The following is a 26,130-nucleotide window of genomic DNA, read 5'->3' as shown; positions in this document are numbered from 1 at the left end:
CGTATGACACATGGAGGCGCGCCGGCGACCTCTAGAGGCCCGTCAACGTCACATGAGGACGCGTTTACGTCACGCCCAGAGTCACCAGCTTGCACTTGTTGAGGTGGTAGGGCGCGTCCTCTATCCCCGCCAGCCTGGCCGCGCCGTCCGCCTCCAGCCTGGCGAAATGGGCTTCATAGCCATCGCCCCAGACCTCCTCATGGACCGTCGCGACGATGGGTCCGCCGGGCCGGGTTATCCGCACCAGCTCGTCAAACCCCTTGGGCCCGACATGGGCGTGCGTGAACGTGCCCACGCAGACGACGGCGTCATAAGTGTTTGTTTCGTAGGATAGGGGCCGGGTCATGTCTTCGGTCTGAAGCGTGCGGTAGACACCCTTTCCGCGGGCCACCGCCAGCATGTCCGGCGAGATATCCATGCCGTCAATGGTCGTGAAGCCGCGTTCGGCCAGCGCCTCGCCGGCCAGACCCGTCCCGCAGCCCGCATCCAGAATCACCGCATCGGGCTGCAACAGGCTGGCGATCTTATCCGCCGTCACCCTGGGTGCCACATAACCCATGCCCTCAACCGTGTCCTCATCATAGGATTGAGCCCAGTCTTTATAGGCATCGCGGCATTCGTCCGGCCCGCCCTGAAGATTATAAATCCGGTCTAGGATGGGATTTCGGGATGTGGCAGCCATCGGGAGCGCTCCTTGTTCGGCATAAATTGAGTGAATGCTTATAGCGGATTTCTGGCGTGCTGCAAAATTGATCGAAATACTTAACTTATATTTCAATTAAAATAGTTTATAATTCAAATCAGCCTTTAAAGGCGAGGGCGTGCAAAGGCAGGAGCTGCCCGGCATAATATCGCTCGCAATGCACAGAGCCTCAGTGCCGAGAGATCAACGGCGCGCCCCGGCCGGCGTTTCAAAGCAGCGATAGCCATCTTGATCAACGCGTTGCACCTTGCCTTGCCCGCAATCGCCGAGCGCCTGCGCTGCGTTGACTCTGATGCTGTTTGTTTGGAAAAAAGCAGTGCTGAACAAGATAATGAAATAGACAGTGATAACCAAGAGTCCTATGTTCAGGGGGCCCATGATTGCTCTCCTGCTTGGTGATTGGCTTTTCGCGCCAGCGTGCGTTTCGCCGCAGTGTCTGGACTTTATTTAGAGCGTGACCTGAGGCCGCTGTCAGCGTTCCCTGCTACAGATTCAGGCGATGATGTCCGGATTGAGGATGTCCTCGAGCCGGAAAATCTCGTCTTTGAGCGATAGCTTGCGCCGTTTCAGGCGCATGATTTTCAGCTGATCGACCACCCCGCACATGGTCAGGGCGCGCACTTCATCATCCAGTGCGCGGTGCTCGCTGCGCAGGGCTTCCAGGCGCTGGCTCAGAACCAGCTCGTCAACTTCCCCGTCCATGGCGCTGATCGCTGCCTCCAGAATGTTGGTTGTGCGCCGCGCCACAGGCTGCAGGCGCGCCAGATCAAGTGGGTCAAGATGGTCAGGACCGGCCGCTCGCCAAGCTCCCACGCAAGGGACGATCCATTCAAGGTGAGCCGATATTACACCTTTTCGAGCGCGCCGAAAACGGATTCGACGAAGGGCTCGACCGGTGTCTGCGCACCAAGCCGGGCGGTGTATCGCTCCAGGCTTGCCACAGTGAGCGCACGCCGGCTTCCTTCGCCGCGCACCGTGCCTCCGACGGCTTCCAGCGCCAGCTGCTCAAGCCGTTCGGCCTCGAGCTCCGCGCTGAGGATCGCATTGCGCAGGGCACCGGCGGCATCGCGGCTCACATAATCCGGTGCGGTTTTCAGGGCGTCGCGCGCGGCGCGCAGCGGCTTGACCACCCGCGTGCTCCAGTCTGCTGACAGGGCGAGGGCGGCGTCCAGCGCCGGGCGCGCATCGCGGTCATGAGCCCCGTGCCAGGCGATCCAGAGCGCCAGATTCACGTCCAGCCCTGCCGCCTGAAGCGCAAGGCAGGCGGGCTTGACCCCTGCGGCGGGATAGACCGCGAGTGAGAAATCCCAGAATCTTGCCGGGGCAGGGCTCATGGCTTGCGGGTGCGCGCGGCGGGGCGGGCACCTTCCTTGATGTCCTCGCCCCAGCGCCGTGTCGGCGTCCAGTCCAGCCCGAACAGATCCAGCGCGCGGCCCACTGACTGGTCCACCATGTCATCGAGCGTTTCGGGCTTGGCGTAGAAGGCGGGGAGAGGCGGCATGATGATCGCGCCCATCTCGGTCAGCTGCACCATGGTGCGCAGATGGCCCAGATGAAACGGCGTTTCGCGCACCATCAGCACCAGGCGGCGGCGCTCTTTGAGCGCCACATCCGCAGCGCGGGTCAGCAGGCTGGACGTCACGCCGGTGGCGATCTCGCTCATGGTGCGCACCGAGCACGGCGCAACCAGCATACCCAGCGTGCGGAACGATCCCGATGCGATCGGCGCCCCCACATCAGGCATTTTATAGAGATGGTCGGCCCGCTCGCGCAGGACTGACGGGGCCAGCCCGGTCTCGTAGGACAGGGTCATTTCAGCGGCCTTGCTGGCCACCACATGACTCTCCACGCCCAGCTCACGCAGGGCTTCAAGCGCCCGCAGCGCGTAAACGACGCCCGAGGCGCCCGATATGCCCACCACCAGGCGCGGCTGGTTACTCATGCTTCACCTTGCGTCAGTTTGTCAGGGATGCGGAGCAATTCGTGAATTGCCATCGCCCCCGTTTTGATGGTTCACTCTACTCCCAACCAGCCAAGGAGGCACCTATGGCCACTGAAGCGCGTATCAAGGAACTGGATGCCCGTCATACCCAATTGGACACCCGGATCGAGGAAACCCTCAAACATCCTTCTGCCGACACGCTTCAACTCGCCACCCTCAAGAAACAGAAACTCAAGCTCAAAGAAGAGATAGCGCGACTCCGGCGACGCCAATGAGACGGCGCGAGACGCAATGACGCACCCGGTTTCAAGCCGGGCATGACGGGGCGGACGCATCAGCGTCCGCCCCGTTTTTCATGTAGTGCGCCGCATTCGCCCATTGCCCCGCCCGGGCGTGCGCCCCATGCTGCACGACCTTGCGACCGCCCGTTCAGCGCCAGGATCCCGATGCCGCGCATCAGCCTTCTCCTTAGTCTCTTGACCGGCCTCGCCGCCTGCGCTCCCGCCGTTAGCGATGACCCGTGCGGCACCGGCCCGGCCCATCTGGATGGTGCCCGCTATGCCGAGGCCGAGCGTGCCTTTGAGGCCTGCCTCGCGGCGCGCACACATGACTGGGAATACGAGGGCGAGCTGCGCATGGGTCTGGCCGCCGCGCAGATGGCGCTGGAGCGGCCCGAGGCGGCGCTGGTGAGCTACGCCCAGATCCTGGCGCTGCTGGAGACCCATACAAGTGATTCCAGCCACCCGGTCGTGCGCCGTAACCGGGCGATGGCCTATCTGCAGCTGGGGCGGCCCGAGGCGGCGCTGGACGATCTGGAGATTGCCCTGGCGGGCTGGCCACGCGACCCGCTGACCCGCATGCTTGCCGGTTCGGCGCAGCTGGAGACCGGACAGGCCGAGGCGGCGGCAGCCTCGTTTGATGCAGCGCTGGCGCTGGTGCCGGAGGATATCGGCGCGCTGGCGGGGCGTTCGGCGGCGTTCGCCGAGCTTGGCCGGCACGAGGAGGCCCTCGCGGATGCACTGGACGCGGTCAGTATCGCCCCGCAGGACGCCAGCGCGCTCAACGCGTTGTGCTGGGCGCTGGTCAAGGCCGGGCGCGCGGGCGACGCACTGCCCACCTGTGACGCCGCGCTGGAGGCGCGCCCCGACAGCGGTGCCATCACCCATTCGCGCGCCGCGGCGCTGGAGCAGCTGGGCCGCCTGGACGAGGCGCGTGATCTCTATGCCCGCGCCCATGAGCTGGACCCGGTGAGCCGCGAGATCACCGCCGACTTTGAGCGCACCCGCGAGCCCTGAGCGCCGCCCGTCCCCCATCCGCCCACAATGAGGTATCGCCATGCCCGCGTCTGACCGCGTCGCCATCGTCACCGGAGCCGCCAATGGCATTGGCGCCGCTTGCGCCCGCCGCTTTGCCGAAGAGGGCCTGCGGGTCGTCATCGCCGATGTGGATGATCTGGCCGGCGAGGTGCTGGCCGACGAGCTGGGCGCCGGCAAGGAGCGCGCGATCTTCGTCCAGTGCGACGTGTCCGACACGCTGGCGGTCAATAACCTCATGGCCGAGACGCGCTCGGCCTTCGGCCGGGTGGACGTGCTGGTCAACAACGCTGCGATCATATCCGCCGGCGACATCCTGGATCTGGAGCTGGAGGATTTCGACCGGGTGATGGGCGTCAATCTGCGCGGCGCCTTCCTGGTGGCGCGCGCCGCCGCGCGTCAGATGGTCGAGCAGATCGAGGAGGAGCAGACCCGCGCCGACGAGTGCCGCCGGCGCTACGCCATCATCAACATGTCCTCGGTCAACGCCGTGGTGGCCATTCCCACCCAGCTTGCCTATTGCACCGCCAAGGGCGCGCTCAACCAGCTGACGAAATCCATGGCGCTGGCGCTGGCACCCTGGGGCGTGCGGGTCAACGCCATCGGGCCGGGCTCGGTGAACACCGACATCCTCAAATCGGTGATGGAAGACCGCACCGCCATGAAGCGCATCCTCTCGCGCACGCCCCTCAACCGCATCGGCGACCCCGACGAGATCGCCGGCGTCGCCTGGTTTCTCGCCTCACGCGATTCCAGCTACATGACCGGCCAGTGCCTCTACCCCGACGGCGGCCGCCTGGCGCTCAACTACGTGACGCGACCGGAAGATTATGAGGATTGAGGGTCGGACCATCCCGTGTGCGCAACCTGATGGCCTTCAGCCTGATCGCTTTGATGAAATTTTATTCGTGCATAACGCATTTTTGCTGGACGAAGGGCTGATTTTCGGCACGCTATAATTGCTGATCCGGATCGTCGTGACTGATCTGGGACAGCAATCAGAGCGTACACTTTGACCGGGGTGGCCTGGCAGCCTCAGGTGCCGGTACTGCTAGGCTCACTCCCATGAGGCGGTAGGGAGAGAGATTGCGCCCATGCTTGATCTGTGGTTGAACTGCGAAAGTTTGGATCTTGCGCGGCTGAATCCCGCCCATCGTGAGTATGTATATGAGTACCGTCGGCCCGACGGTCAGCCTGTGGGGTCTCAGACACGCTATCAGGTCGCGCAGGCGGGTCCGGGAAGCTGGCGCGTTTCAGAACGCTTCTCAAGCACGCGTCCCGGGGCCGGCTCTGGGACATGGCATACGAATTTTCGCTATGCGATCCTTCCGGAACAGCTTCCGCGAGCATCGGCTGGCTACAACATTTCCTACGAATACGGCACCGCCGCGCTCGCCGCTGTCATGGTTCTGGAGGCCGGTGAAACCGTCGAACTGCCGGTAACCCTGCGTCTTCGGCGCGAGGGAGAAGAAACCTTGCTGTCTGACGCCTACACGATTTCCCATGAGGGCTGCACAAGCCTGGAAATCCGTGGGGAGAGCGTCCTCGTGCACAGGGTGCGCATTGACCGGTTCTCCGAGCATATTGGCACATCTGGAGAGGCGCAGGTTCGGCGTAGCGAGACGTTCAAGGATTACGCACCCCAATATGGCTGGTGGGTCCGCGAATTCAGGCCCGGCGCAGGAGAATTGGTTCTGGTCAATGTTCGGGACTAGCGGCAGCATTTCGTCTCCTGTAGCGTGCTGAGCGGCGGACGTTTCAACCTGAATGCTGCTGGGTGGATCATGAGGTGCTGCCGGATTCTCCTGGTGTTCGTGGTGGGGTCGATTACCACGGCCTGCGGGGAGCTGAGCGGGGATAGACCGCCTCAGACCGTGTCGATGTCGCGATACGAAACCGCCACCGTCGACATCGGCGATATTCGCGCCATCGTGCCGGCTGTCGGAACACTGCGCGCGGCCTCGGAAGTCGAAGTCGGGGCGGAAATCAGCGGACGCATCCTCGAAATCCACGCCGACTTCAACGATCCTGTGGCCGAAGGCGATCTTCTCGCGCGCATTGACCCGTCGCCCTTCCAGTCGGCCCTGCAGCAGGCGGGGGCCCAGCTGGAGATCGCCCGGGCGGACGCGCGCGCGGCGGCGGCGGACCTCGCCTCCGCGCGCGAAGACCTCAACCGTTTAACGCAACTGGCCGAACGCGGAACTGGCGCGCAGGCGCCCCGGCGCGATCAGATTTTCGTGGTGGAGCGCCTGGAAGCGGCCTTTCAGCGCGCAAACGCCAATGTGGACCTGGCCGAGCGGCGGGTCGAACAGGCCGGCATTGATCTGGCCCGCACTGAAATCCGCTCGCCGGTGACAGGCTTTGTGCTCGACCGCCGAATAGAGGTGGGACAGGCCGTCAACGCGGTCCAGAGCGCGCCGACCCTGTTTATCGTGGCGACCGATCTGTCTGACATCATGATCGAGGCCCAGGTGTCTGAAGCCGATATCGGACGGATTGATCGCGACATGGAGGTCCGGTTCAAGGTCGACGCCTTTCCCACCTGGACGCTGGGCGGTGTGATCGAGGACATCCGGCGCGCGCCGGTACGCGTGGGACGTTTCGTCAGCTACACCGTGCTTGTGCGCGCCAATCGCGAACCGATCACCCTTCTGCCGGGCATGACAGCCAGCGTCGAATTTGTCAGGGGCGAAGCCAGTACGGTCATGCGCCTCCCGGTGGCCGCCCTGTATTACACGCCCGAGAATTTCATGCCTGAACTGCCGCAAGAAGCAATTGACAGACGGGAGGCGGCCCTGGGCCCCCTGCCGGAGGACCCAAGCCTTCGGCGCGCCTCCCTGATGGGAATGGATTTCGGCTATTTGCTGCGCGAGAGGAAAAGGCGGGTTTTCCGCGCCGCACCGGACGGCCCCGAGGCCGTGTTGATCCGCGTGGGCGCGCAGGACGATGACTATATCGAGGTGATTGAGGAAGAGGGCGGGCTTCAGCCCGGCGACGAAGTGATCGTCGATGAGCTCGGGACATGATCCGCGCTCACGGCTCAGGCGAGCCGGTTTTGCAGGCGATCGGAGCCGGGCGCGTCTACGGGCGCGCGAACGCGGCTGTACCCGCCCTGCTCGACGCGGATCTTGCCTTTCATCGCGGTGAGGTCTGCGCCCTGCGCGGCCGCTCGGGTTCGGGCAAGACGACGCTGTTGAACCTGCTGGGCCTGCTGGATCGCCCGACGAGCGGACGTATCGTGTTTTTGGGCAAGGACACCAGCGGGTATTCCGACCGCAAGCTGGCGCTGACCCGGCGCGGTGCGCTTGGCTATGTGCTGCAGGATGCCGGCCTGATCGAGAACATGACGGCGATCAGCAATGTCTGTCTCCCGGCCTTTTATGCGGGCTTGTCCGCCCGGCGCGCGCGGGAGATCGCCCTGCGGGCGCTTGGCGATGTCGGCCTTGCGGACAAGGCCGAGCGCCGGGTGGGCGCCCTGTCAGGCGGCGAGCGCATGCGCGTCGGACTTGCCCGCGCTTTGTCGCTGGAGCCGCGCCTGATCATCGCCGATGAACCGACCGCATCGCTCGACGCTGAAACCGCCAATGCCGTTATCGACCGGCTCGCACGGGCGGCAGCGGTCGGAGCCTGTGTTATTGCGGCCAGCCATGACCCAATCGTGCTCGAACGCGCCACCCGCACGGTGGCGCTCGCTCATGGCCGGGTCGTTGCCCCGGAGCCGGTCTCGTGAACCGTTTGCTGGCGGTGTTGCGCCTCGCCATGTGGGCGGCGTTCAGCAAGCCCTCGCGGGCGGCGCTGCTCATCGCCACGCTGGGTGGCGGGGCGGCGGGCGTCGCCGTGGCGGCAGGGGTGATGTCCGGCTATGCCCGGGAGATGGAGAGGATGACTTTCGGTGCCTATGCGCGCTCGCTGGTGATCACCGAGAATGCCTTTCTGGACGACCGCTTCGGCCCGCCGCGCCTGGCCGACATTCCCCGCCTGCAGGAGGCGCTGGGTGCCTCCATCGAGGCCTGGGCCGCCTGGCGATCCGCCACGGGCGATGTGCGCTACGGGCGTGAACAGGCGAATCTTCCGGTGCGCGGCGTGCTGGGCGATTACCGGCGCGAGGCCGACATGCCTCTGGAGGCGGGGCGCGCCCTGACCCTGGCTGAAACGCAAGGTGCTGACCGGCTGTGCGTCCTGGGCGCCGGCGCCGCGCGCCAGCTGTTCCGCAACGACGCGGCTGTCGGCGAGGCGATCCGCATCAATGGCATATCTTGTGAGGTCGTCGGCGTGTTCGCGGAGGCGGAGAACCAGCTTGCCGAGCGCTATCGCCAGAGCGTGTTCGCACCGTTTACGGCCGCCGCGCGCTATTTTGAAACCGCCGATGCTTTTGGCGCGGCCGGGCCTAATGAAGTCAGCCAGCTGACCATCGTCCTGACCCCTGAGACCCGCCGCAGGGCGGCGCTGATGACCGCCGACCAGACGCTCAGGCGAACCCATGGCGTGCCCCAGGCCCATGTCTCCCCGTTCGAATTCGCTGACCCGGCCGCCCCCACCCGGGCGCTGGAACGTCAGCGCGATCTGATCGCGCGGCTATTGATCACGATCGCCGTCGTGACCGTCGCTGTCGCGCTGACCGGCTATGCCGCGGCGGCCAATGCGGCGGTCGACATGCGCCGGCGCGAGATTGCGTTGCAGATGATGAGCGGCGCGACCGGTCGCCTGATCACCGCCCAGGTGCTGATCGAGGGGTTGATCATTGGCCTCGCCGCTTCGGCGGCGGGAGCCGCACTGGTGGTGGCAGGTGCCACGCTGGCACGCACATTCGCGCGCTTCCCCTTCGATCTCAATCCGGGCGTGATCGCGCTTACTTTCGCAGCAGGCACGCTGACCGGCCTCGCTGCAAGCCTCCCGCCGGCCCGCCGGGCAGCATCAGGATCGCCTGCGCTCAGCGCCCGGGGATAGGCCGTCAGGGCCTGAGCACACGGCCGGCGACGGCGTCGAGCTTGGCGACCAGCACGGGATCGCGGTGCGAGGGCGGGGTGATGATGGCGTGGTCCAGCGTGCGCTCAATGCCTTGCGGTGACGGCGTGCGTGTCTGACCGGCCAGATTGGCCGCCAGCGCGCGCAGCATGGCGTGGGCATGGTGGGTATTGGCGGCCATGACTTTGAGGATTTCGCTAATCGCGACATCGGCGTCCGGCGCGCGCCAGCAATCATAATCGGTGACCATGCACACGCTGGCATAAGGCAGCTCGGCCTCGCGGGCGAGCTTGGCTTCGGGCATGTTGGTCATGCCGATCACATCGAGGCCCCAGGACCGGTAAAGCGCGCTTTCGGCCCGGGTGGAAAACTGCGGACCCTCCATGGCGAGATAGGTTCCGCGGCGCTGCACATGCGCTACGCCAGCAGCTTGCGCCGCGTCGGCGGCCAGGCCTGACAGGCGCGCGCACACCGGGTCGGCCATGGCGACATGGGCCACGCAGCCGGCGCCGAAAAAGCTCTTCTGGCGCGCAAACGTCCGGTCGACATACTGGTCCACCACCACGAAATGCCCCGGCTCGAGGTGTTCCTGCAGCGAGCCGCAGGCGGACAGGGACAGGAGGTCGGTGACGCCCGCACGCTTGAGCGCATCGATATTGGCGCGGTAATTGATGGCGCTGGGCGGCACGGCGTGACCCTCGCCATGGCGGGGCATGAAAACAATGTCGAGGCCTTCCAGGCGTGCACGTACCAGAGCCCCGGACGGCGCCCCCCAGGGCGTTTCCACCCGCGTCGTGCGCATTTCGGTCAGGCCGTCGAGCGCGTACAGCCCCGACCCGCCGATCACGCCCAGCACATAGCGCTCCGCCATCACTCGCTCCTCCAATAGGCGTCGGGCGCGCTGGTCTGCCAACGGCTGAGCTCGGCCCAGCCTTCCGCCGCGCGCATGACGGTCTCGATAAACGGGCTTTTGATCGCCTGATAGGCGGCCCTGTCCTTCCTGGTTTTCTCCGCCAGCGCCAGCTTGAACGCGCCATAGTCGCGCCGGGCGGCGGCGTCTGCCCGCAGATAATCGCGCATCAGAAAGGTGCGCCGCGCCGCAGCTGCGCCATTGCGGCGCACATGCACATGCACCCGGCGCGATCCCTTGGGCTCGCGGAAATAGAGCTTGCGCCAGTCATCCTCGCCCAGCACCGGTGCGGCGTCGGCATGGGGCGTGTCGCCGGTATTGTCCGGCGCATGACGGAAGCCCGCCCCGGTCATCGCCGCGACGATCGCTTCGGGCTCATCCAGCCGGAACACCAGCGCCTGGATATCGATCACGTTCTTGGCGGGCAGGCCCGGCACGGCGGTGGAGCCGACATGATCGACCCGCAGCGCCAGCGCGCGCAGGGCACCGGCCACCCGTTCGGCCCACTCATACCCTTCGTCGACCCAGGCCGGATCGGGCGGCGTGACGTCGACAGGGTCCTTTTTCATGATCGCGTCCGGGGGCTGGGCGGCAGAGAAGTGCTTTGACTAGCCCAATTTGCGCCCCTTCGGAACGGGGCGGCGTCAGCCGCTTGCGAACCCGCTGGCCGCGTATCTGAGCCCGGCGCGGAACAGCAGCCACACAACGGCCAGACACAGGACAGCGGTGATCACTTCGGCGGCGCCGATCACGATCATGGGCAGGCCGGCCATGAAGCATACGGCCCAGACCAAAGCACCGGCAGCGCAGAAGAGGCATATGCCGACGAACAGGGCACCAGCCGCTGCGGCGATCGCGTCGGCAAGGCTCGCGCGACCTTGGGCGCGCACAGGGATTTCAGTCATTGAAAGAACACCTCAAGAAAGACCGGTAATGGTCCGGCCTCACTACAGATGCGCTCTGTCTGGCGGGTGTGGAAGTAGTCCTGGCTGGCGGTTGCCTGCGGCAGGATGTCGCAGCGGTCCCTTCGGGCTGGTTTGCGTCGTGGCGGGCGCGGTGGCAGGGTCACTGCCTCCTGCACATCCACGTCAACCGGGCATAAGGCGCAGGGCGTGCAGACGCTGATAGGCGTCCATCGCCGCGTCCGCGACAGCCTGCAGACGCGACGGCAGGACAGGCAATTCGCCTTCCGGGCCTGCGAACCCGGTACTGGCGTGCACCGCCGCATACCAGTGCGCCGCCCAGACGCCGTCCTCGGGGCGCCCGCCTTTGGGCCAGCTCAGCATGGCCGGGTCGAACTCAAGGCCCAGGGCTGCGCACAGCGCCGACAGGGCCGCCCTCGGATTTGTCCTGATGTCGGCGCTGTCGATGACAAGGGCGGGAAGACCGCGCGCGGTCACCTCGTCAAAGAGCGCGTTCTGCTGGGGCACGCCCAGATCATTGAGAGTGGGATTTTCATGGCGCGCATCAAAGCTGGCGGCCACGCGTGCGGGGTGGCGGATCAGGAAGACATTGGCGCAGGCGCTTATCCAGTCCCGGTCAAACCCGTCCAGCATGTGGTGGCACATATGCTTTTGATAATAAATCGGTTTGCCGCCGGGGACGGGGCCCGTGAGGCGCGCGATGACGGCCTCAGGCTCGGTCTCGCCCGCCGCGATCACAGCATCCTGCATCGGGTGGTCCAGCCCGGTGCGGGCGAGATAGGCGGCGTAGAACGGTTCGTCGACGACCGCGCAATCGGCCCGCGAGGCGAATGCATACATCAGCGCGGTGGAGAGATTGCGCGGTCCGGACCACATGGCGAGGCGCATGGTCAAACTCCGACAAGTTGTTTGTACAGCTCGCGGATTCGGGTTGTGACCGGGCCAGCATCGCCGGCTCCGATCACCCGCCCGTCAATCACGCCCACCGGGGTCTGGGCGCCGAACGTGCCGGTCAGGAAAGCTTCGTCCGCACCGTAGCAGTCCACCAGAGAGAAATTGCGCTCAAATACAGGAATGGCGTTGGCGCGGCACAACTCGATTACTTTGCGCCGTGTAATCCCGTTCATGCAGTAGTCCCCGGTGGAGGTCCAGACTTCACCCATGCGCACAATGAAGAAATTGCAGGCGTTAGTTGTATTTACGAACCCGTGTACATCCAGCATCAGCGCTTCGTCTGCCCCCGCCTTTTCTGCAGCAATGCAGGCCAGAATGCAGTTCAGCTTGGAGTGGGAGTTGAGCTTGGGGTCCTGGGTCATGGGCAGGCCGCGCATATGCGGGACGGTGGCGAGGCGCACAGGGCGCGGAATGGCCGGTCGCGAATGTTCCATGATGATGACAAGAGTGGGCCCCTGACGGGACAAGGACGGGTGCTGGAAGGGTCGTGTCTTGACCCCGCGTGTCACCATAAGGCGTGCGTGTGCGTCATGGACCATTTCGTTGGCTGCGCGGGTCTGCTCCAGCGCCGCGGCGAGGTCCGCCTTCGTGCGGCCGATGTCGAGATCGATGGCGCGCGCCGCCTCGAACAGGCGGTCCAGATGCTCGTCCAGGAATGCCCAGCGCCCGTTATAGAGGCGCAAGCCTTCCCACACTCCGTCGCCGAGCATGAAGCCGCTGTCATAGACGCTGACCAGCGCCTCGGCCTTTGGTTTGAGTGCGCCATTGAGCCAGATCAGGATCTGCTCATTGCGCGCATCCTCTTCGGCCTGGTGGGTGGTGACGGGCTGGGTCATGGGCGGCGCTCCTGCCGAAACGGGCTGTCAGCCTAGCCAGCGCCGGGGGCGCAGGCCAAGCGGTGGCGCGCGATTCATGTGACGCTTTCCACATGCAGGGGGATGCACTGGCGCGCCGGACGCGCTATATGCGCTGCACAAAATGAGTGCGGCAGCCGAGCGGGGCGGGCCGTGTGCAAGGAGCAAACGCCATGCAGCTCACCATGATGAAAGCCAAGCTTCACCGCGCCGTGGTGACCCAGGCCGATCTGCATTACGAAGGCTCGATCTCCATCGACGCCGATCTGCTCGAGGCCGCCGGCATCCTGCCGCACGAGCAGGTGGATGTGCTCAACATCAATAACGGCCTGCGTTTCACCACCTACGCCATCACCGCGCCGCGCGGGTCCAAGACCTTCGGGATCAATGGCGCGGCTGCGCGTCTCGCCCAGCCCGGTGACCGCATCATCGTGGTGGCCTATGCTGGCATGGATGCCGAGGCCGCGCGCGTCTATCAGCCTACTGTGGTGCTGCTGGACGAGCGCAATGATGTGGTCAATCCGCCCAAGGCGGCCTGAGCGCAGACCGGACGCGCCTCAAGCCGACAGGCGCTGCTCGAGCTTTTTCAGAAACGCCATGCACGCGTCCAGTTCGCTGGCCAAGATGAACTCGTCGGGCTGGTGGGCCTGGGCGATGGAGCCAGGCCCGCAGATGACGGTGGAGAAGCCCGCCTCCTGAAACTGCCCGCCCTCAGTGCCATAGGCGACCACGCGCGGCGCGTTATCGCCGGTGATGGCGCGCGCCAGCGCTTCGGCCTCGCCCATCTCTTCAGGACGCAGCGGCGGCACGTCTGACATCACGGTGACAGTGACGCGCGCTTCGGGCGCGGTGCGGCGCATCTCGGCTTCCACGATGCGCGCCTGCTCCATCAGCCGCCGGCCCAGGCCCGGTCCGTCATCCCAGGGGGCCGGACGCATCAGCGCTTCAAACCAGGCGTCGCGCGCCAGGATATTCACGGCAGAGCCGCCGCCCATGCGTCCGATGGTCAGTGTGCCATAGGGCGGATCAAACGGGCTGTCGGCGGGCGCCGCGGCCTTGAGGCGCGCGGCTTCCTGCGTCAGCCAGTGCATCAGCCCGGCAGCATGGGTCACCGCGCAGGCGCCGCTCTCCACCAGGCTGGAATGGGCTTCCTTGCCGGTCAGCTCCACACGCACCGAGTAGAGGCCCTTGTGCCCGCTCACCACCTGCATCTCGGTGGGTTCGCCCACGATCACGCAGGACGGGCGCGGATGGCTGGCGGCGATGCGCGCGATCATGGCCGGGGCACCCAGGCACCCCACCTCTTCGTCATGGGACAGCGCAAAATGGATGGGCCGCTTCAGGTTCGCGCGCGCAAAGTCAGGCGCAGCGGCCAGGGCACAGGCGATGAAGCCCTTCATGTCACAGGACCCGCGCCCGTAGAGCCGGCCTTCGCGCTCGATCAGGGCCCAGGGATCGCTGGACCAGGCCTGCCCGTCCACCGGCACCACGTCCGTGTGACCTGACAACACGACACCGCCATCCAGGTCCGGCCCGATCACGGCGTGGAGATTGGCTTTGCTGCCGTCAGCGCTTGGGACGCGGTCGCAGCGCGCGCCCAGCCCGGACAGATACGCCTCCACATGGTCAATCAGCGCCAGGTTGGAATGGCGCGATGTGGTGTCGAATGCCACCAGCTCTGTGAGCCAGTCGCGCGCGCTTCTGGGTGCCGTCATCACATCGGTCCTGCTGCGATCAGGGCGTTCCGGCCGACACGCCCTGATCGGGCAGGCCGAGCAAGGCGAGGCGGAAGACCAGCGCCTGGTTGGGGCCGATCGGCCCGCCGCGCGTCCCGTCTGCCCCATAGGCGAGGTTCGCCGGGATGAACAGCGTCCATTGTTCACCCAGATTCATCAAGGGCAAGGCTTCGACCCAGCCGGCAATCAGGCGGTCGGAAGGAAACACCGCCGGGGCGCCGCGCTGAAAGGACGAATCAAACACCGTGCCGTCAATCAGCTGGCCCTCATAGTGCACCTGTACCCGCTCGCCGGGACGGGCGAGAGACGGGGCCTGGTCCACAGCCTGATCAATGCGGAACTGGAGGCCCGAGGGCAGGGTGAAGACGCACGGGTTGGCGCTATTGGCCTCGAGGAAGGCGGTCGACACGGCCGTGTTGTACTGGCTGGTGTTCTGGTCAGACGTCCGCTCCGGTACCGCGAACAGCGCATCGTCACGCCCCGCGCGATCACACGCGCGCGCCTCGCCGACAATGGCCGCGATCCCGGGGTCGATCCCGGCGGCGTCCTGATTATCCACGAAGGCGGCCAGGATGTCGGCCACGTCCTGCTCGTCACCGGTGAGATCGCCCGGTTCACCCTGCGCGGGCTCTGCCGGAGCAGGGTCGGACGCGGGGCCGGAGGCAGTCGGCTCACCGCAGGCGGCAAGCACGAACAGGGTGGCGAGAGCAGGGGCAAGGGCGCGCATCATGGGTCAGATCCTCGTAAAACCGTGGCCGATCAGGCCAATCTAGTGTGTTTCGGGCCGCACCGGCACCCGGTTTGGCAGATCGGGCGACTGAAAAGGCCCCGGCGCAGGTGCGCCGGGGCCTGATCGTCCGTTTCAGGGTCCGAAGATTACTCCAGACCGAGAATTTCGGTCAGGAACATCGTCTCGGCTTCGCGCTGGAAATCGCGATTGGACTGTTTGGCAAAACCGTGGCCTTCATCCAGCGCCACCAGATACCAGGGATCGCCCCCGGCCTCGCGCACGGCGGCCAGGATCTGTTCGGCCTCCGACAGCGGCACGCGCGGATCATTGGCACCCTGGATGATGAAGAGCGGCGCGGTGATGCGGCTGGCGTGATTGGCCGGCGAGATGCTCTCCAGGAAGGCGCGCACTTCGGGGTCGCGTTCATCGCCATATTCGGCGCGGCGCAGATCCTGACGATATCCGGCCGTGTTCTCCAGGAAGGTCACGAAATTGGAGATGCCCACGATATTGATGCCGCCCGCGAGCCGGTCGGAATAATGCATCAGGCTGGCCAGCACCATGTAGCCGCCATAGGAGCCGCCATAGACCACGATCCGGTCGGCGTCGAATTCCGGCTGGGCTGCAGCCCAGTCGATCAGCGCGCCGATATCGCGCACCGAGTCCTCGCGATTGAGCACATTGTCCAGATTGACGAACTCATTGCCATAGCCCGACGAGCCGCGCACGTTGGGCACCAGGACAGCGGCGCCTAGCTCATGGATCCAGTACTGGAAGTTGGCGTTGAAGCCGGGGCGCGACTGGCTTTCCGGTCCGCCATGGATGGAGATGATCACCGGGTGCGGGCCGTCGCCTGCGGGGCGGTGGACGAAGACCGGAATCTCCAGCCCGTCAAAGCTGTCATAATGGACCAGTTCCGGCGCCTCAAAGCGCGAGGTGTCGAGCCCGCCGACTTCCGACTGGGTCCAGCGGGTCAGATCACCGCTGGCCAGTTCATAGGTCCAGGCATCGCCCGGCGACCCGGCCGAGCTGTGGCTGAAGCCGATGCGCGATCCATCCGGGCTGAAGCTGACGCCGCCGATAATGCCCACAGGCAGGTCGGGCGCCGGGCGCGCATTGCCCGTGGCCGCCTCGATGATGTGCAGCTCGGAAATCCCGCCGGCATTGATCGTATAGGCGATCAGGGATCCGTCCGGGGACAGATCCATGGCCTGGACGTCCCAGTCATGCTCGGCGACCACGCGCTGCGAATTGTCGGCGAGATTGATTTCGAGGATGCGCCGGAACTCAGAGCCCTCATCGCTGACCACGAACAGGCTCCCGCCATCGGCCGAGAAGCTGATCGCGCCATAGGATGCGGTCACATCGGGATTGATGGGCGTGACCTCGCCGCTGGCGATGTCCAGCAGCTGCAGCCGCGTCTCGTTGATGGAGATATAGCGCCCGATCACCATGCGCGCGCCGTCAGGCGAGATGTCGCGCGGCGAGATCGCGCCTTCGCCCGTATATACTTCACGCACCGAGGCGGGGTCCGCCGGGTTGCCGGTGAAGATCGTGTAGTCGGGATTGTCCCAGGTGGTCGAGGCGAACGCCATGAAGGTGCCGTCCGGTGCCCAGGTGAAGCCCTGATTGCGGGTCTCGTCGCGGGTGAACTGGACCGAGCGTGCGGTTTCGGGATCAAACAGGAAGCCCTGGAAAAACTCGTCGCCGCCCACATCGCGTGAGAACACGAACTGGCCCGAGCCGTCGGGGCGGACGCTCGCGCCGCTGGTGCGCTCGTCATAGAAGGTCACCTGGCGGCGCATGCCCATGGGCGACGCCACGTGGTGGATCTGGTTGGTCTCGCCAAAGCGCGTGACGATGTACACGCCGCCATCGGGCGCAAAGTCCGAAAACCCGGCGCTGCGCACATTCTGGTACTGACGCAGGCGCTCACGCACGCTGCCCGGGATCTCCGGGATGTTCTCCATCACCAGATTGCCGCGCGTGACGCGTTCAGGCACCTGGGCCAGCGCCAGCGCTGGCGCGCTCAGGGCCATAAGGGCGGCGAGCCCTGCCGTGGTGAGAAGCTTCATATCGGTCTCCTTGGATTGGCGTGCGGGCGCGCGGGCACCAAAAACTCGTGCCGCTATACGAACCTGAGTGATGCGGCCGGTAGAGTGACCCTGATGCAAGCGCACGGCAAGGCCGCGAGTGAATCGCCTTCCTGTTTTGAGGAAAGGCTCACGCCCCCTTGATCAGCGCCAGCCAGTCATCCTCGGTCAGCACCTGAACGCCCAGCTCTTCGGCTTTTTTCAGCTTGGAGCCCGCGCCGGGCCCGGCGACCAGATAGTCGGTGTTCTTTGACACGGCGCCGGCGACTTTCGCGCCGAGGCTCTGGGCGCGCGCCTTCGCCTCGTCGCGGGTGAAGCGCTCGAGGGAGCCGGTGAAGACGACGGTCTTGCCGGTGACGGGAGACTCCTCGGTCTCGATTTTTTCAGGTTCGACTGTGACTTGCTCCAGCAGGCGATCCAGCGCCGCGGCGTTGTGGGCCTCACTGAAAAACCGCCCCAGCGCGTCCACGGCGGTATCGCCCAGCCCGTCCACCGACAGCATGGCCTCGCGCGCGTCCGAGCCGGGTACGCCAGCGGCTGTTGCGGCGGCGCGGAAAGCAGACCAGTCGCCATAGGTGCGCGCCAGGAGGCGGGCCGTCTCTTCGCCCACATGGCGCACGCCCATGGCGTTGATGAAGCGCGACAGGGCGAGGGTGCGGCGCGCCTCAATCGCGGCGAACAGATTGGCGGCCGATTTCTCGCCCCAGCCTTCACGGTCCTGCAGCGGCGGGACCAGCGCACCCGCGCCATTGCGCGCTTCCAGCGTGAAGATATCGGCGGGCTCTTTCACCTCGCCCGCCTCGTGAAAGGCGATCATCTGCTTCTCGCCCAGCCCTTCGATATCGAACGCCTTGCGCGACACGAAGTGCTTGAGGTGTTCCTTGCGCTGATAGGGGCATGCGAACTCGCCGCTGCAGCGGCGCACCACCGTGCGCTCGCCCGTGCGCGGATTGACTTCTCGCTCCGCGGGGGTGGCCAGTGGGCAGGGGCATTCCTTGGGAAACGCAAACGGCTCGCTCCCGTCAGGCCGCCGCTCCAGAACCACTTCGACCACTTGCGGGATCACGTCGCCGGCGCGCTGGATCACCACGGTGTCGCCGATGCGGATGTCCTTGCGGGCGATCTCGTCTTCATTGTGCAGGGTGGCGTTGGACACCACCACCCCGCCCACCGTCACCGGCTCCAGCTTGGCCACGGGGGTGAGGGCGCCGGTGCGTCCGACCTGGATCTCGATGGCGTTGAGCACGGTCATGGCCTGCTCGGCGGAGAATTTGTGGGCGATGGCCCAGCGCGGGGCCCGCGCCACAAAGCCCAGGCGCGCCTGCCAGTCGAGCCGGTCCACCTTGTAGACCACACCGTCAATATCATAGCCGAGCCCGGCGCGCCTTGCCTCCAGCGACCGGTAATGGCTCAGCATGGCCGCCACGTCCGCGCACAGCACCAGATCGGCGTTCACCGGAAAGCCCAGGGATTTCAGACGCTTCAAGGCCTCAAACTGAGTGTCGGCCAGCGGCTCGGTCAGCTCGCCCCAGCCATAGGCGAAGAAGCGCAAGGGCCGCTGGGCGGTCACGGACGGATCGATCTGGCGCAGCGAGCCGGCGGCGGCATTGCGCGGGTTCATATAGGTCTTCTTGCCCGCCGCCTCCTGGCGCTCATTGAGCGCGGCAAAATCGGCATGGCTCATATACACCTCGCCGCGCACCTCCAGCACGCCCGGCGCAGCGCCGGTGAGGCGTTCGGGGATGTCATCGAGCGTGCGGATGTTGGCGGTGACATTCTCGCCCGCGCGGCCATCCCCGCGCGTGGCGGCCTGCACCAGCACCCCGTGCTCATAGCGCAGCGAGATGGCCAGGCCGTCAATCTTGGGCTCGGCGGTGAAGGCGGGCTCTTCCTTGAGGTTCAGGAATTTGACCACCCGCGCCGCAAAGTCCGCCACATCCTCATCGCTGAACGCATTGCCCAGCGAAAGCATGGGCAGGGCATGGACGACTTCGGCGAACTGGTCAGAGGGGCGCGCGCCGACTCGCGCGGACGGGCTGTCGGGACGGACCAGATCGGGAAAGCGCGCCTCGATGGCGGTATTGCGTGCGCGCAGGGCGTCATAGGCGGCGTCGGAAATCTTCGGCGCGTCCTTCTCGTAGTAAAGCCGGTCATGCTGCGCGATCTCGCGCGCCAGCCGCGCCAGCTCGGAAGCGGCCTCGTCGGCGGTCAGCGCGGAGACGTCTTTCAGGGCTGGGGACATGTCAGTCTAACCCCTCACCGCGCCATCAGCTCATCCGCCGCCGCGCGGGCGGCGTCGGTGATTTCCGCGCCCGACAGCATGCGGGCGATTTCCTCACGGCGCTCGTCCGGTGACAAGGCGCGCACGCCGGTGCGCACGCCGTCTTCGCTGGCGGTTTTCTCAATCCGGAAATGGGCCTGGGCCCGGGCGGCGACCTGCGGCGCGTGGGTGACCACCAGCGCCTGACCCGAGGCGGCCAGGCGGGCCAGCCGGTGGCCGACCGCGTCCGCGACGGCGCCGCCAACACCCTGATCCACCTCGTCAAACACCATCACCTTGTCCGTCCCACCCGTCAGGCAGACTTTCAGCGCCAGGGCAAAGCGCGACAGCTCGCCCCCCGAGGCGATCTTGTCGAGGGGGCCGAAGGGCGCGCCGGGATTGGTGGACACTTCGAACGCCACCCGGTCCCACCCCGAGGGGCCGGGCCGGTCCGTATCGGGGATTACCGAAGCGCGAAAGCGTGCCTTGTCCATTTTCAGAGGGGCCAGCTCGGTCTCCACCGCGGAGGACAGGCGCGTGGCGGCTTCCTGGCGCAGGTCCGACACTGTATTGGCGGCGCGCGCGTAATCGGACTGGGCGGCTGTCAGCGCAGCCTCGGCCTCCTGAACCCGGTCGCCGGCATGATCGATGAGGTCGAGCCGCGCGGCGAGGTCGGCGCGCAGGGCGGGCAAGGCGTCGGGCTCCACATGGTGGCGCCGCGCCGCCGCACGCAGGGCGAACAGGCGCTCCTCCACCGCGTTGAGCCGTCCGGGCTCCACCTCGAAGGCGGACGCCGCGTCGCTCAGGGCATCCTCAGCCTCGTTGAACTCAATGAGGGCACGGTCCAGTGCGCCCGCCGCGCGGTCGACGGCGGTGCGGGCTGACGCTGCGCCGCCGCCCAGTTCCGGCTCATCGCCGCCGGTGCCGAGCGCGCCGCGCACGCGCTCCAGACCGCGCAGGGCCGTCGTGAGGCGCGCGCTCAGGCCCTGACCACCGGCCAGCGCTTCGGAGGCGGTCTGGAGCTCGCTCAGGGCGGTTTCGGCCTGCTGCAGGAATTTGCGTTCATCGCTCAAGGCCGCGTCCTCGCCTGCGCGCGGGTCGAGCGCATCCAGCGCCTCCAGACTGGTGCGCAGGAAGGTTTCCTCGTCTGTGGCGCGGGCGCGGTCCGCAGTCAGGCGCTCGAGCCGCGTGCGCGCAGCGCTGAGTGCTTCCCAGGCCCTGGAGACCTCGGCGCGCGCATCGGCAGCACCGGCATAGGCATCCAGAAGGCTGCGATGGGTTTTGGGGTCCAGCAGTCCGCGGCCATCATGCTGGCCGTGAATCTCCACCAGAAGATCGCCGAGCCGGGACAGGAGGCTGACGCTCGCGGGCTGGTCGTTGACATGGGCGCGCGAGCGGCCGTCGGCACCCAGCGTCCGGCGCAGGATCACCGGCTCGCCTGGACCAGCGGCAATTCCCGCTTCGTCGAGCACGGCCCAGACCGGGTGATCGTGCGCGGGTTCGAATACGGCGCTGGCGCTCGCCTGATCGGCCCCGGCGCGCAGCAGCCCGCGCTCGGCGCGGTCGCCACAGGCCAGACCCAGCGCGCCCAGAAGAATGGATTTGCCCGCTCCGGTCTCACCGGTCAGGGCCGACAGGCCTGACCCGAAGGCCAGCTCAAGCCGGTCGATCAGTACGATGTCCCGGATGGAAAGCGAAACCAGCATGGGTGCGCCGATATCCGCTTCCCCGCCTAACCGAAGATGCGGCCGAGCGCGCGGCGCATCAGGCCGGGATCTTCGTCGGCGCGGTCAAGACCTTCCATGTCGATCCCGCGCGAGGTCATCAGCCGGTAGCTGTCGCCGTACCAGGCCGAGCCGGGAAAGTTGTGACCGAGTACGGCGGCCACCATGCGCGCCTCGTCGTCCACGCCCAGCGCCACATAAACCTCGACCAGGCGGTGCAGCGCTTCGGGCGTGTGGTTGGTGGTCTGATAATCGCGGACAACATTCTGGAAGCGGTTGGCGGCGGCCAGATAGAACCCATTGCGCAGATACCAGCGGCCCACGCTCATCTCCCGGCCGGCCAGGTGATCGCGCGTCATGTCGATCTTCACCCGCGCATCGCGCGCATAGGGGCTTTCAGGATAGCGGCGCACCACCTGCTGCAGAGCATCCAGTGCGGTCTGGGTCGTGGACTGGTCGCGGCCCACATCCATGATGCGCTCGTAATGGCTCACGGCAATGAGGTAGTAGGCATAGGGCGCGCTGGAGCTGCCCGGGTGAAGGGCGATGAAGCGCTGGGCGCTGGCGATCGCCTGTTCATACCGGTTGGCGCGATAGTGGGCGTAGGCCCCCATCAGGATCGAGCGGCGGGCCCATTCAGAGAAGGGGTGCTGGCGCTCCACCTCGTCGAAGAACGCGGCGGCGCGATCGAAATTGCGCCGCTCCATCTGCTGGAAGCCTTCATTGTAAAGCTGCTCTACCGGGCGCTCCACATAGGCCAGCTGATTGCGGTCGCTCCCGGCGCAGGAGGCGAGCACAAGGGCGGTGGCGGCGAGCGCAATCAGGCGCAGGGCATGCTTCATCACGAGACCTTTTGTCCGGCGGCGCGCAGCAGGCGCAGTGAGCCCGCAATGGGGCGCGTCGCGCAAGGTTTAGCCGATCCCGTCGCGCGGCAAAAGCGCCGTGTCAGCTTCACGCGCGTGTTCGCGCTGCGCACGCTTGCGTGAGACCGGGTTGAGGCCCCGCCGGGACCGGCTTAGCGTTGCATGTCACGAAATGGCAAGAAAGCGCTGCGATGCCCGACACCGCCCATCCCGTCCGGCCTGCCCCCTTTACCGATCCGGACGTTACCGCCAAGGGCGAGCCGCGCGCTCATGTGGCGTTCGACACGCTCAGGACGCTGTGGTTCAACACCGGCACGCTGTGCAATATCGAATGCGTCAATTGCTATATCGAAAGCTCGCCGTCCAATGACCGGCTGGTCTATCTGACTCCGGACGACGCGGCCCCTTTTCTCGACGAGATTGATGCACTGGGCACCGGCCCGGTGGAGATCGGCTTTACCGGCGGCGAGCCCTATCTCAACCCGCATATGAACGCGCTGACCGGCATGGCGCTGGAGCGTGGGCATTCGGCGCTGGTGCTGACCAACGCCATGCGGCCGATGATGCGCCCGGCTGTGCAGGCGGGCCTGCTGGCGCTGAAAGAGCGCCACGGGGACCGGCTGACCCTGCGCATCAGCCTCGATCATCACAGCGCGGCGGTGCACGACGCCGAGCGCGGTGCGGGGGCGTTCGACGCTACGTTGGAAGGCCTGGCCTGGCTGGCGCGCCACGGCTTCCGCCTGTCTTGCGCCGGGCGCATCGCCATGGCCGAAAGCGAGGATGAAGCGCGCGGCGGCTTTGCGGACCTGTTCGCGCGGATTGGCGCCGATATCCCTGCGCACGATCCGGCCCGTCTGGTGCTGTTTCCCGAAATGGACCCGGCGGGCACCCCGCCTGAGATCACCACGGCCTGCTGGGGCATTCTGGATCTCGACCCCAAAACCATCATGTGCGCGTCCAGCCGCATGGTGGTGAAGCGCAAGGGTGCCGCGCGCGCCAGCGTCATTGCCTGCACGCTCCTGCCCTACGACGATGCGTTCGAGATGGGGGTCACCCTGGCGCAGTCCCTGAGGCCGGTGAAACTTCAGCACAAATTCTGCGCCCAGTTCTGCGTGCTCGGCGGTGCCAGCTGTTCAGCGTGAGGGGCAGGGCGCCATTAACGTGCTTTGTCTGTGTACTCAGACGCTGGACGATCCAACCTGCGCGCATCTGGCTTGAGCCATTCGCGTCTTGATGTTGCAGGCAGACCAACTGCGCGGCGTGAGCGCAGGATAAAGAATACCCACAATCCGAATGCCAACGGCACAAGGGTGCTGACGGCCAAGACAAGCCATATCAGGTCCATTGCAACAGGGCTTCCGTCAGGCATGAGATGCAGGCTCCAAAAGGGCTTCAAACTGGCCAGCCAGCTCAGAGTATAGCGCAGATTGCTGCTCAAGGCGATTAGAGCCGAAATATCCAATTGCGCCGATTCCGAGCCCCCCGGCCAGCGGGGGCAAGGCAAGTAGCGCGACGCCGCCCGTTACCGCTGCAATACTGGCTAGCCCGAGTCCGGCAGCCAGGCTGACCGCGCTGCCGGTCACCCATTGCTGGTCATGACTGCGGCCACGGCTCTGCAGACGGCAGTCGCTGGCCAGATTTGCCAGCAAGTCCCTTACCTGATCTTGCAGCTCCGGCTGATTGTGCGTCTGAGCAATCAAGTCGTTGACGAAGCGCTTGACTGTTGGGCGCCGGACGACATCCAACACCGCTTCAAGCTCTGCAATCGACGCATTGCTGATTCCGTTTTTAAATACGACCAGTTGGTCGATAAATTCCTGAGTATCTGTGTCTCTGACGGGTGCATTGAATGCCCGTAATTTGATTTGCCTATCGCTCAAGAGGCGCCTATCGTACAAGTTAAGGTAAAAATATAAGCCAATCGATTGTGGCGTCTGTCAAGCTTCAAGCGAACAGACCTGGTCCCTTCGCCGCCCCCCGTCTGGCGCATCCCTCTCCTTTCCCCTATATGCACCGGCCTTGATGCTATTCGCCGCCGGCCTTGACCCGGCGGGGGAGAGGTGATGATGACGACCCTGATTTCCAATCCGCCGCGTGCGGATGCGCCGCGCCGTGCGCCCGGTGCCCCGGTGATGGACGCGGCGCGCGTGGACGCGCTGCTGACAGCGTTCGGACTGACCGGCGATTTCCTTGATCTGGGCGGCGACCCCGCCAGCCACCGTGTCGTCGCGGCCATGTCCGGTGGCGTGGATTCCTCTGTGGTGGCGGCCGTTGCGCATCGCGCGGGCTATCAGGTCGTGGGCATGACGCTGCAGCTCTACGATCATGGCGCGGCGATCCAGCGCAAGGGCGCGTGCTGCGCCGGCCAGGACATTCACGACGCCAGGCGCGTCGCCGAGGCCATGGGGTTCGCCCATTACGTGCTCGATTACGAGACCCGCTTTCGCGAAGCGGTGATGGAGGATTTCGCCGACACCTATCTGGCCGGCGCCACGCCGATCCCCTGCGTGCGCTGCAATCAGTCGGTCAAGTTCGCCGATCTGCTCGCCACCGCGCAGCAGCTGGGTGCCGCTGCGCTGGTCACCGGCCACTACATCCGCCGCGAGGTGCGCGACGGCGTGCCCCAACTGCGCCGCGCCGCAGATGCGGGCAAGGACCAGTCCTATTTTCTGTTCGCCACCACGGCGCAGCAGCTGGATTTCCTGCGCTTCCCGCTGGGCCATTTGAGCAAGGACCAGACGCGCGCGCTGGCCGAGGCCTTCGGCCTGATCGTGGCGGCCAAGCCCGACAGCCAGGATATCTGCTTCGTGCCCGATGGCGATTATGCGCGGGTGGTGGAAAAGCTGCGCCCCGGCGCGGCGCGTCCGGGCGAGATCGTGCATCTCGACGGCCGGGTTCTGGGCCGCCATGACGGCGTGATCCATTACACAGTGGGCCAGCGCCGCGGCCTCGGCATCGCGGCGGGCGAGCCGCTGTATGTGATCGCGCTGGATGCGGAAGCGGCCCGCGTTCTGGTCGGCCCGCGCGAGGCGCTGACCGTGCGCCGCATCGCCCTGAAAGACGTCAACTGGCTGGGCGGGGGCGATCTTGCGGGCGTGGACGGCGCGCGCGTAGGCGTGAAAGTGCGCTCCACCCGCCCGCCGGTTCCCGCCGTGCTGGAGCTGGATGCGGGCGGCGGCGTGCATGTGCTGCTGGAGGCGGGCGAGGACGGCGTGGCACCGGGACAGGCCTGCGTATTCTACAGCCCAGACGATCATGACCGCGTGCTGGGCGGCGGCTGGATCGCAGGGACGGACCGCGGGTCGATCCCGGAACTGCGTGGCATGGCACTGTCGTCACCGGTATCGGCCGCTTGAACACGGCGCGGGCGCGCACCTGGCGCGCGCCCGCCCGCAAGTCATCAGGCGCGTTCCAGTTGGGGCTGGGTCTTCTGGCCTCCTGAATCGGTGGGCAGGGTGAACGGCCCGATATTCTTGGCATAGGCCTCCAGGATCAGCGACAGGCCCTTGGGCACCGGTTGCTGCGAGGCGTGAACCTCCACATGGTAATGCGCGGAGTTGGAGGCGGTGTGGGTCGTCTCGCTGGAGGACTGGCTGGACTGGTTGTGGGATACCGAGCCTTTGACCGACACAGAGAAGGGTCCGTAGCCGAACTTCGCCTCGAAACTGCCCTGCTCGGCGAGCGTGTCCGACTTTGAGCTCGACTGGGTGGAGCCGTAGCTGGATTTGACCTCCATATCGAAGGTGATGTCGACCTCGTCCACGCCCAGCGTCGGGATCGGCATCAGGGAGATGATCGGCACGTCCACTTCGCTGGTGACGGTCTCGATGACCGGCGGCTGTGGCTTGCCTTGCGCGTCCGGGCCCGGCTCGATGATCACCGGGCGTTTGAGCACCATGTTGACCATGATCGGCTCGTACCGGTAGCCCTTCTTGGGGTCCTTGTCGTCGAGCGCCACCCGGTTGAAGCCGGTATCCAGAATGTATTTGGTCTGCGTCATGACCATCTGGTTGTTGGCTTCGGTGGCGGCCATGAGCGGGCCGCCGATGAGGTCGCGCATGGGCAGGCCTGTGAAGGCCTGGGCCATCGAAACCAGTTCGTCATTATCCGCCATTGTCATCTCCTGTTGGTTGGCATCGCTGGGATCCCGGCCCCGGCTT

Annotated in this window: 29 protein-coding genes; 11 read left to right on the top strand and 18 right to left on the bottom strand. The window is 66.0% G+C overall.

The annotated features are described in order from the left end of the window. Positions 1 to 64: 64 nt before the first annotated feature. The 5 genes from L2D00_09850 to L2D00_09830 all read right to left on the bottom strand — a co-directional run bounded on the left by L2D00_09850 (position 65) and on the right by L2D00_09830 (position 2,645). Positions 65 to 682, bottom strand: a complete 618-nt coding sequence (locus tag L2D00_09850; protein WBQ12144.1) for a class I SAM-dependent methyltransferase — start codon at positions 680 to 682, stop codon at positions 65 to 67. Between the two features lie 204 nt (positions 683 to 886). Further along, positions 887 to 1,081, bottom strand: a complete 195-nt coding sequence (locus L2D00_09845; protein WBQ12143.1) for a hypothetical protein — start codon at positions 1,079 to 1,081, stop codon at positions 887 to 889. 114 nt (positions 1,082 to 1,195) lie between these two features. Then, positions 1,196 to 1,516, bottom strand: coding sequence for a YdcH family protein (locus tag L2D00_09840; GenBank protein WBQ12142.1), 321 nt, complete (start codon positions 1,514 to 1,516; stop codon positions 1,196 to 1,198). Between the two features lie 32 nt (positions 1,517 to 1,548). Then, positions 1,549 to 2,037, bottom strand: a complete 489-nt coding sequence (locus L2D00_09835; protein ID WBQ12141.1) for a TIGR02444 family protein — start codon at positions 2,035 to 2,037, stop codon at positions 1,549 to 1,551. Beyond that, on the bottom strand, positions 2,034 to 2,645 hold the full coding sequence (locus L2D00_09830) for a UbiX family flavin prenyltransferase (GenBank protein WBQ12140.1): 612 nt from the start codon (positions 2,643 to 2,645) through the stop codon (positions 2,034 to 2,036). The genes L2D00_09835 and L2D00_09830 overlap by 4 nt, the downstream gene beginning before the upstream one ends. Before the next feature lie 104 nt (positions 2,646 to 2,749). On the opposite strand from L2D00_09830, the gene L2D00_09825 reads away from it, so the two are divergent. The 7 genes from L2D00_09825 (at position 2,750) to L2D00_09795 (ending at position 8,905) form a co-directional block, all read left to right on the top strand. Beyond that, complete coding sequence (locus L2D00_09825; protein WBQ12139.1) at positions 2,750 to 2,920, top strand: DUF465 domain-containing protein; 171 nt, start codon at positions 2,750 to 2,752, stop codon at positions 2,918 to 2,920. 171 nt (positions 2,921 to 3,091) lie between these two features. Continuing rightward, entirely contained in the window at positions 3,092 to 3,940 is an 849-nt protein-coding gene (locus L2D00_09820) for a tetratricopeptide repeat protein (GenBank protein WBQ12138.1), read from the top strand. A 40-nt stretch (positions 3,941 to 3,980) separates the two neighbouring features. After that, positions 3,981 to 4,799: an SDR family oxidoreductase gene (locus tag L2D00_09815; protein WBQ12137.1), complete on the top strand. Its 819-nt coding sequence runs from the start codon at positions 3,981 to 3,983 to the stop codon at positions 4,797 to 4,799. Between the two features lie 253 nt (positions 4,800 to 5,052). Beyond that, the gene (locus tag L2D00_09810; protein ID WBQ12136.1) at positions 5,053 to 5,673 is read left to right on the top strand and encodes a hypothetical protein; all 621 of its coding nucleotides are present in this window, start codon (positions 5,053 to 5,055) and stop codon (positions 5,671 to 5,673) included. A gap of 165 nt (positions 5,674 to 5,838) precedes the next feature. Next, positions 5,839 to 6,984 (top strand): efflux RND transporter periplasmic adaptor subunit, encoded by a 1,146-nt coding sequence (locus L2D00_09805; GenBank protein WBQ12135.1) that lies wholly within the window; start codon positions 5,839 to 5,841, stop codon positions 6,982 to 6,984. Continuing rightward, a complete protein-coding gene (locus L2D00_09800; protein WBQ12134.1) occupies positions 6,981 to 7,688 on the top strand; it encodes an ATP-binding cassette domain-containing protein in 708 nt (235 codons plus the stop codon). Before L2D00_09805 ends, L2D00_09800 begins: the two co-directional genes overlap by 4 nt. Next, positions 7,685 to 8,905 (top strand): ABC transporter permease, encoded by a 1,221-nt coding sequence (locus L2D00_09795; GenBank protein ID WBQ12133.1) that lies wholly within the window; start codon positions 7,685 to 7,687, stop codon positions 8,903 to 8,905. The genes L2D00_09800 and L2D00_09795 overlap by 4 nt, the downstream gene beginning before the upstream one ends. 4 nt (positions 8,906 to 8,909) lie before the next feature. On the opposite strand, the gene L2D00_09790 is transcribed toward L2D00_09795, so the two are convergent. From L2D00_09790 to L2D00_09770, 5 genes are all read right to left on the bottom strand, one after another. Then, positions 8,910 to 9,794, bottom strand: coding sequence for an S-methyl-5'-thioadenosine phosphorylase (locus L2D00_09790; GenBank protein WBQ12132.1), 885 nt, complete (start codon positions 9,792 to 9,794; stop codon positions 8,910 to 8,912). Continuing rightward, positions 9,794 to 10,402 carry a GrpB family protein gene (locus L2D00_09785; GenBank protein ID WBQ12131.1) on the bottom strand — a complete coding sequence of 203 codons (609 nt, stop codon included), beginning with the start codon at positions 10,400 to 10,402 and terminating at the stop codon, positions 9,794 to 9,796. The genes L2D00_09790 and L2D00_09785 overlap by 1 nt, the downstream gene beginning before the upstream one ends. A gap of 75 nt (positions 10,403 to 10,477) precedes the next feature. Beyond that, positions 10,478 to 10,738, bottom strand: a complete 261-nt coding sequence (locus L2D00_09780; GenBank protein ID WBQ12130.1) for a hypothetical protein — start codon at positions 10,736 to 10,738, stop codon at positions 10,478 to 10,480. 183 nt (positions 10,739 to 10,921) lie between these two features. Further along, positions 10,922 to 11,644 (bottom strand): HAD family hydrolase, encoded by a 723-nt coding sequence (locus tag L2D00_09775; protein ID WBQ12129.1) that lies wholly within the window; start codon positions 11,642 to 11,644, stop codon positions 10,922 to 10,924. Between the two features lie 2 nt (positions 11,645 to 11,646). Next, the gene (locus tag L2D00_09770; protein ID WBQ12128.1) at positions 11,647 to 12,546 is read right to left on the bottom strand and encodes a D-amino acid aminotransferase; all 900 of its coding nucleotides are present in this window, start codon (positions 12,544 to 12,546) and stop codon (positions 11,647 to 11,649) included. 191 nt (positions 12,547 to 12,737) lie between these two features. On the opposite strand from L2D00_09770, the gene L2D00_09765 reads away from it, so the two are divergent. Beyond that, entirely contained in the window at positions 12,738 to 13,103 is a 366-nt protein-coding gene (locus tag L2D00_09765) for an aspartate 1-decarboxylase (protein WBQ12127.1), read from the top strand. A gap of 18 nt (positions 13,104 to 13,121) precedes the next feature. Here L2D00_09765 and argE read toward each other — a convergent pair whose 3' ends face one another. The 6 genes from argE to L2D00_09735 all read right to left on the bottom strand — a co-directional run bounded on the left by argE (position 13,122) and on the right by L2D00_09735 (position 21,949). Next, the gene (argE, locus tag L2D00_09760) at positions 13,122 to 14,279 is read right to left on the bottom strand and encodes an acetylornithine deacetylase (protein ID WBQ12126.1); all 1,158 of its coding nucleotides are present in this window, start codon (positions 14,277 to 14,279) and stop codon (positions 13,122 to 13,124) included. Between the two features lie 19 nt (positions 14,280 to 14,298). Beyond that, positions 14,299 to 15,027 carry an FKBP-type peptidyl-prolyl cis-trans isomerase gene (locus L2D00_09755; GenBank protein ID WBQ14504.1) on the bottom strand — a complete coding sequence of 243 codons (729 nt, stop codon included), beginning with the start codon at positions 15,025 to 15,027 and terminating at the stop codon, positions 14,299 to 14,301. 149 nt (positions 15,028 to 15,176) lie between these two features. After that, entirely contained in the window at positions 15,177 to 17,105 is a 1,929-nt protein-coding gene (locus tag L2D00_09750; GenBank protein WBQ12125.1) for a prolyl oligopeptidase family serine peptidase, read from the bottom strand. A gap of 148 nt (positions 17,106 to 17,253) precedes the next feature. Continuing rightward, positions 17,254 to 19,365, bottom strand: a complete 2,112-nt coding sequence (ligA, locus tag L2D00_09745) for an NAD-dependent DNA ligase LigA (GenBank protein WBQ12124.1) — start codon at positions 19,363 to 19,365, stop codon at positions 17,254 to 17,256. A gap of 14 nt (positions 19,366 to 19,379) precedes the next feature. Continuing rightward, positions 19,380 to 21,089, bottom strand: coding sequence for a DNA repair protein RecN (gene recN, locus L2D00_09740; protein WBQ12123.1), 1,710 nt, complete (start codon positions 21,087 to 21,089; stop codon positions 19,380 to 19,382). 26 nt (positions 21,090 to 21,115) lie between these two features. Continuing rightward, a complete protein-coding gene (locus L2D00_09735) occupies positions 21,116 to 21,949 on the bottom strand; it encodes an outer membrane protein assembly factor BamD (protein ID WBQ12122.1) in 834 nt (277 codons plus the stop codon). Here L2D00_09735 and L2D00_09730 point away from each other — a divergent pair. Continuing rightward, positions 21,941 to 22,093 (top strand): hypothetical protein, encoded by a 153-nt coding sequence (locus L2D00_09730; GenBank protein WBQ12121.1) that lies wholly within the window; start codon positions 21,941 to 21,943, stop codon positions 22,091 to 22,093. The genes L2D00_09735 and L2D00_09730 overlap by 9 nt on opposite strands. Positions 22,094 to 22,161: 68 nt before the next feature. After that, entirely contained in the window at positions 22,162 to 23,112 is a 951-nt protein-coding gene (locus tag L2D00_09725) for a radical SAM protein (protein ID WBQ12120.1), read from the top strand. Positions 23,113 to 23,331: 219 nt separating this feature from the next. Here the strand turns inward: L2D00_09725 and L2D00_09720 are convergent, their stop codons facing one another. Further along, positions 23,332 to 23,850 (bottom strand): hypothetical protein, encoded by a 519-nt coding sequence (locus tag L2D00_09720; protein WBQ12119.1) that lies wholly within the window; start codon positions 23,848 to 23,850, stop codon positions 23,332 to 23,334. 186 nt (positions 23,851 to 24,036) lie between these two features. On the opposite strand from L2D00_09720, the gene mnmA reads away from it, so the two are divergent. Then, on the top strand, positions 24,037 to 25,326 hold the full coding sequence (gene mnmA / locus L2D00_09715) for a tRNA 2-thiouridine(34) synthase MnmA (protein ID WBQ12118.1): 1,290 nt from the start codon (positions 24,037 to 24,039) through the stop codon (positions 25,324 to 25,326). A gap of 44 nt (positions 25,327 to 25,370) precedes the next feature. Here the strand turns inward: mnmA and L2D00_09710 are convergent, their stop codons facing one another. Further along, complete coding sequence (locus tag L2D00_09710; protein ID WBQ12117.1) at positions 25,371 to 26,084, bottom strand: DUF2589 domain-containing protein; 714 nt, start codon at positions 26,082 to 26,084, stop codon at positions 25,371 to 25,373. Positions 26,085 to 26,130 lie beyond the last annotated feature (46 nt).

This window comes from Hyphomonadaceae bacterium BL14, from assembly GCA_027627705.1.
Lineage (GTDB): Bacteria > Pseudomonadota > Alphaproteobacteria > Caulobacterales > Maricaulaceae > Oceanicaulis.
Note: the sequence above shows the minus strand (reverse complement) of the source record. Positions and strands in the feature narration are given on the sequence as shown.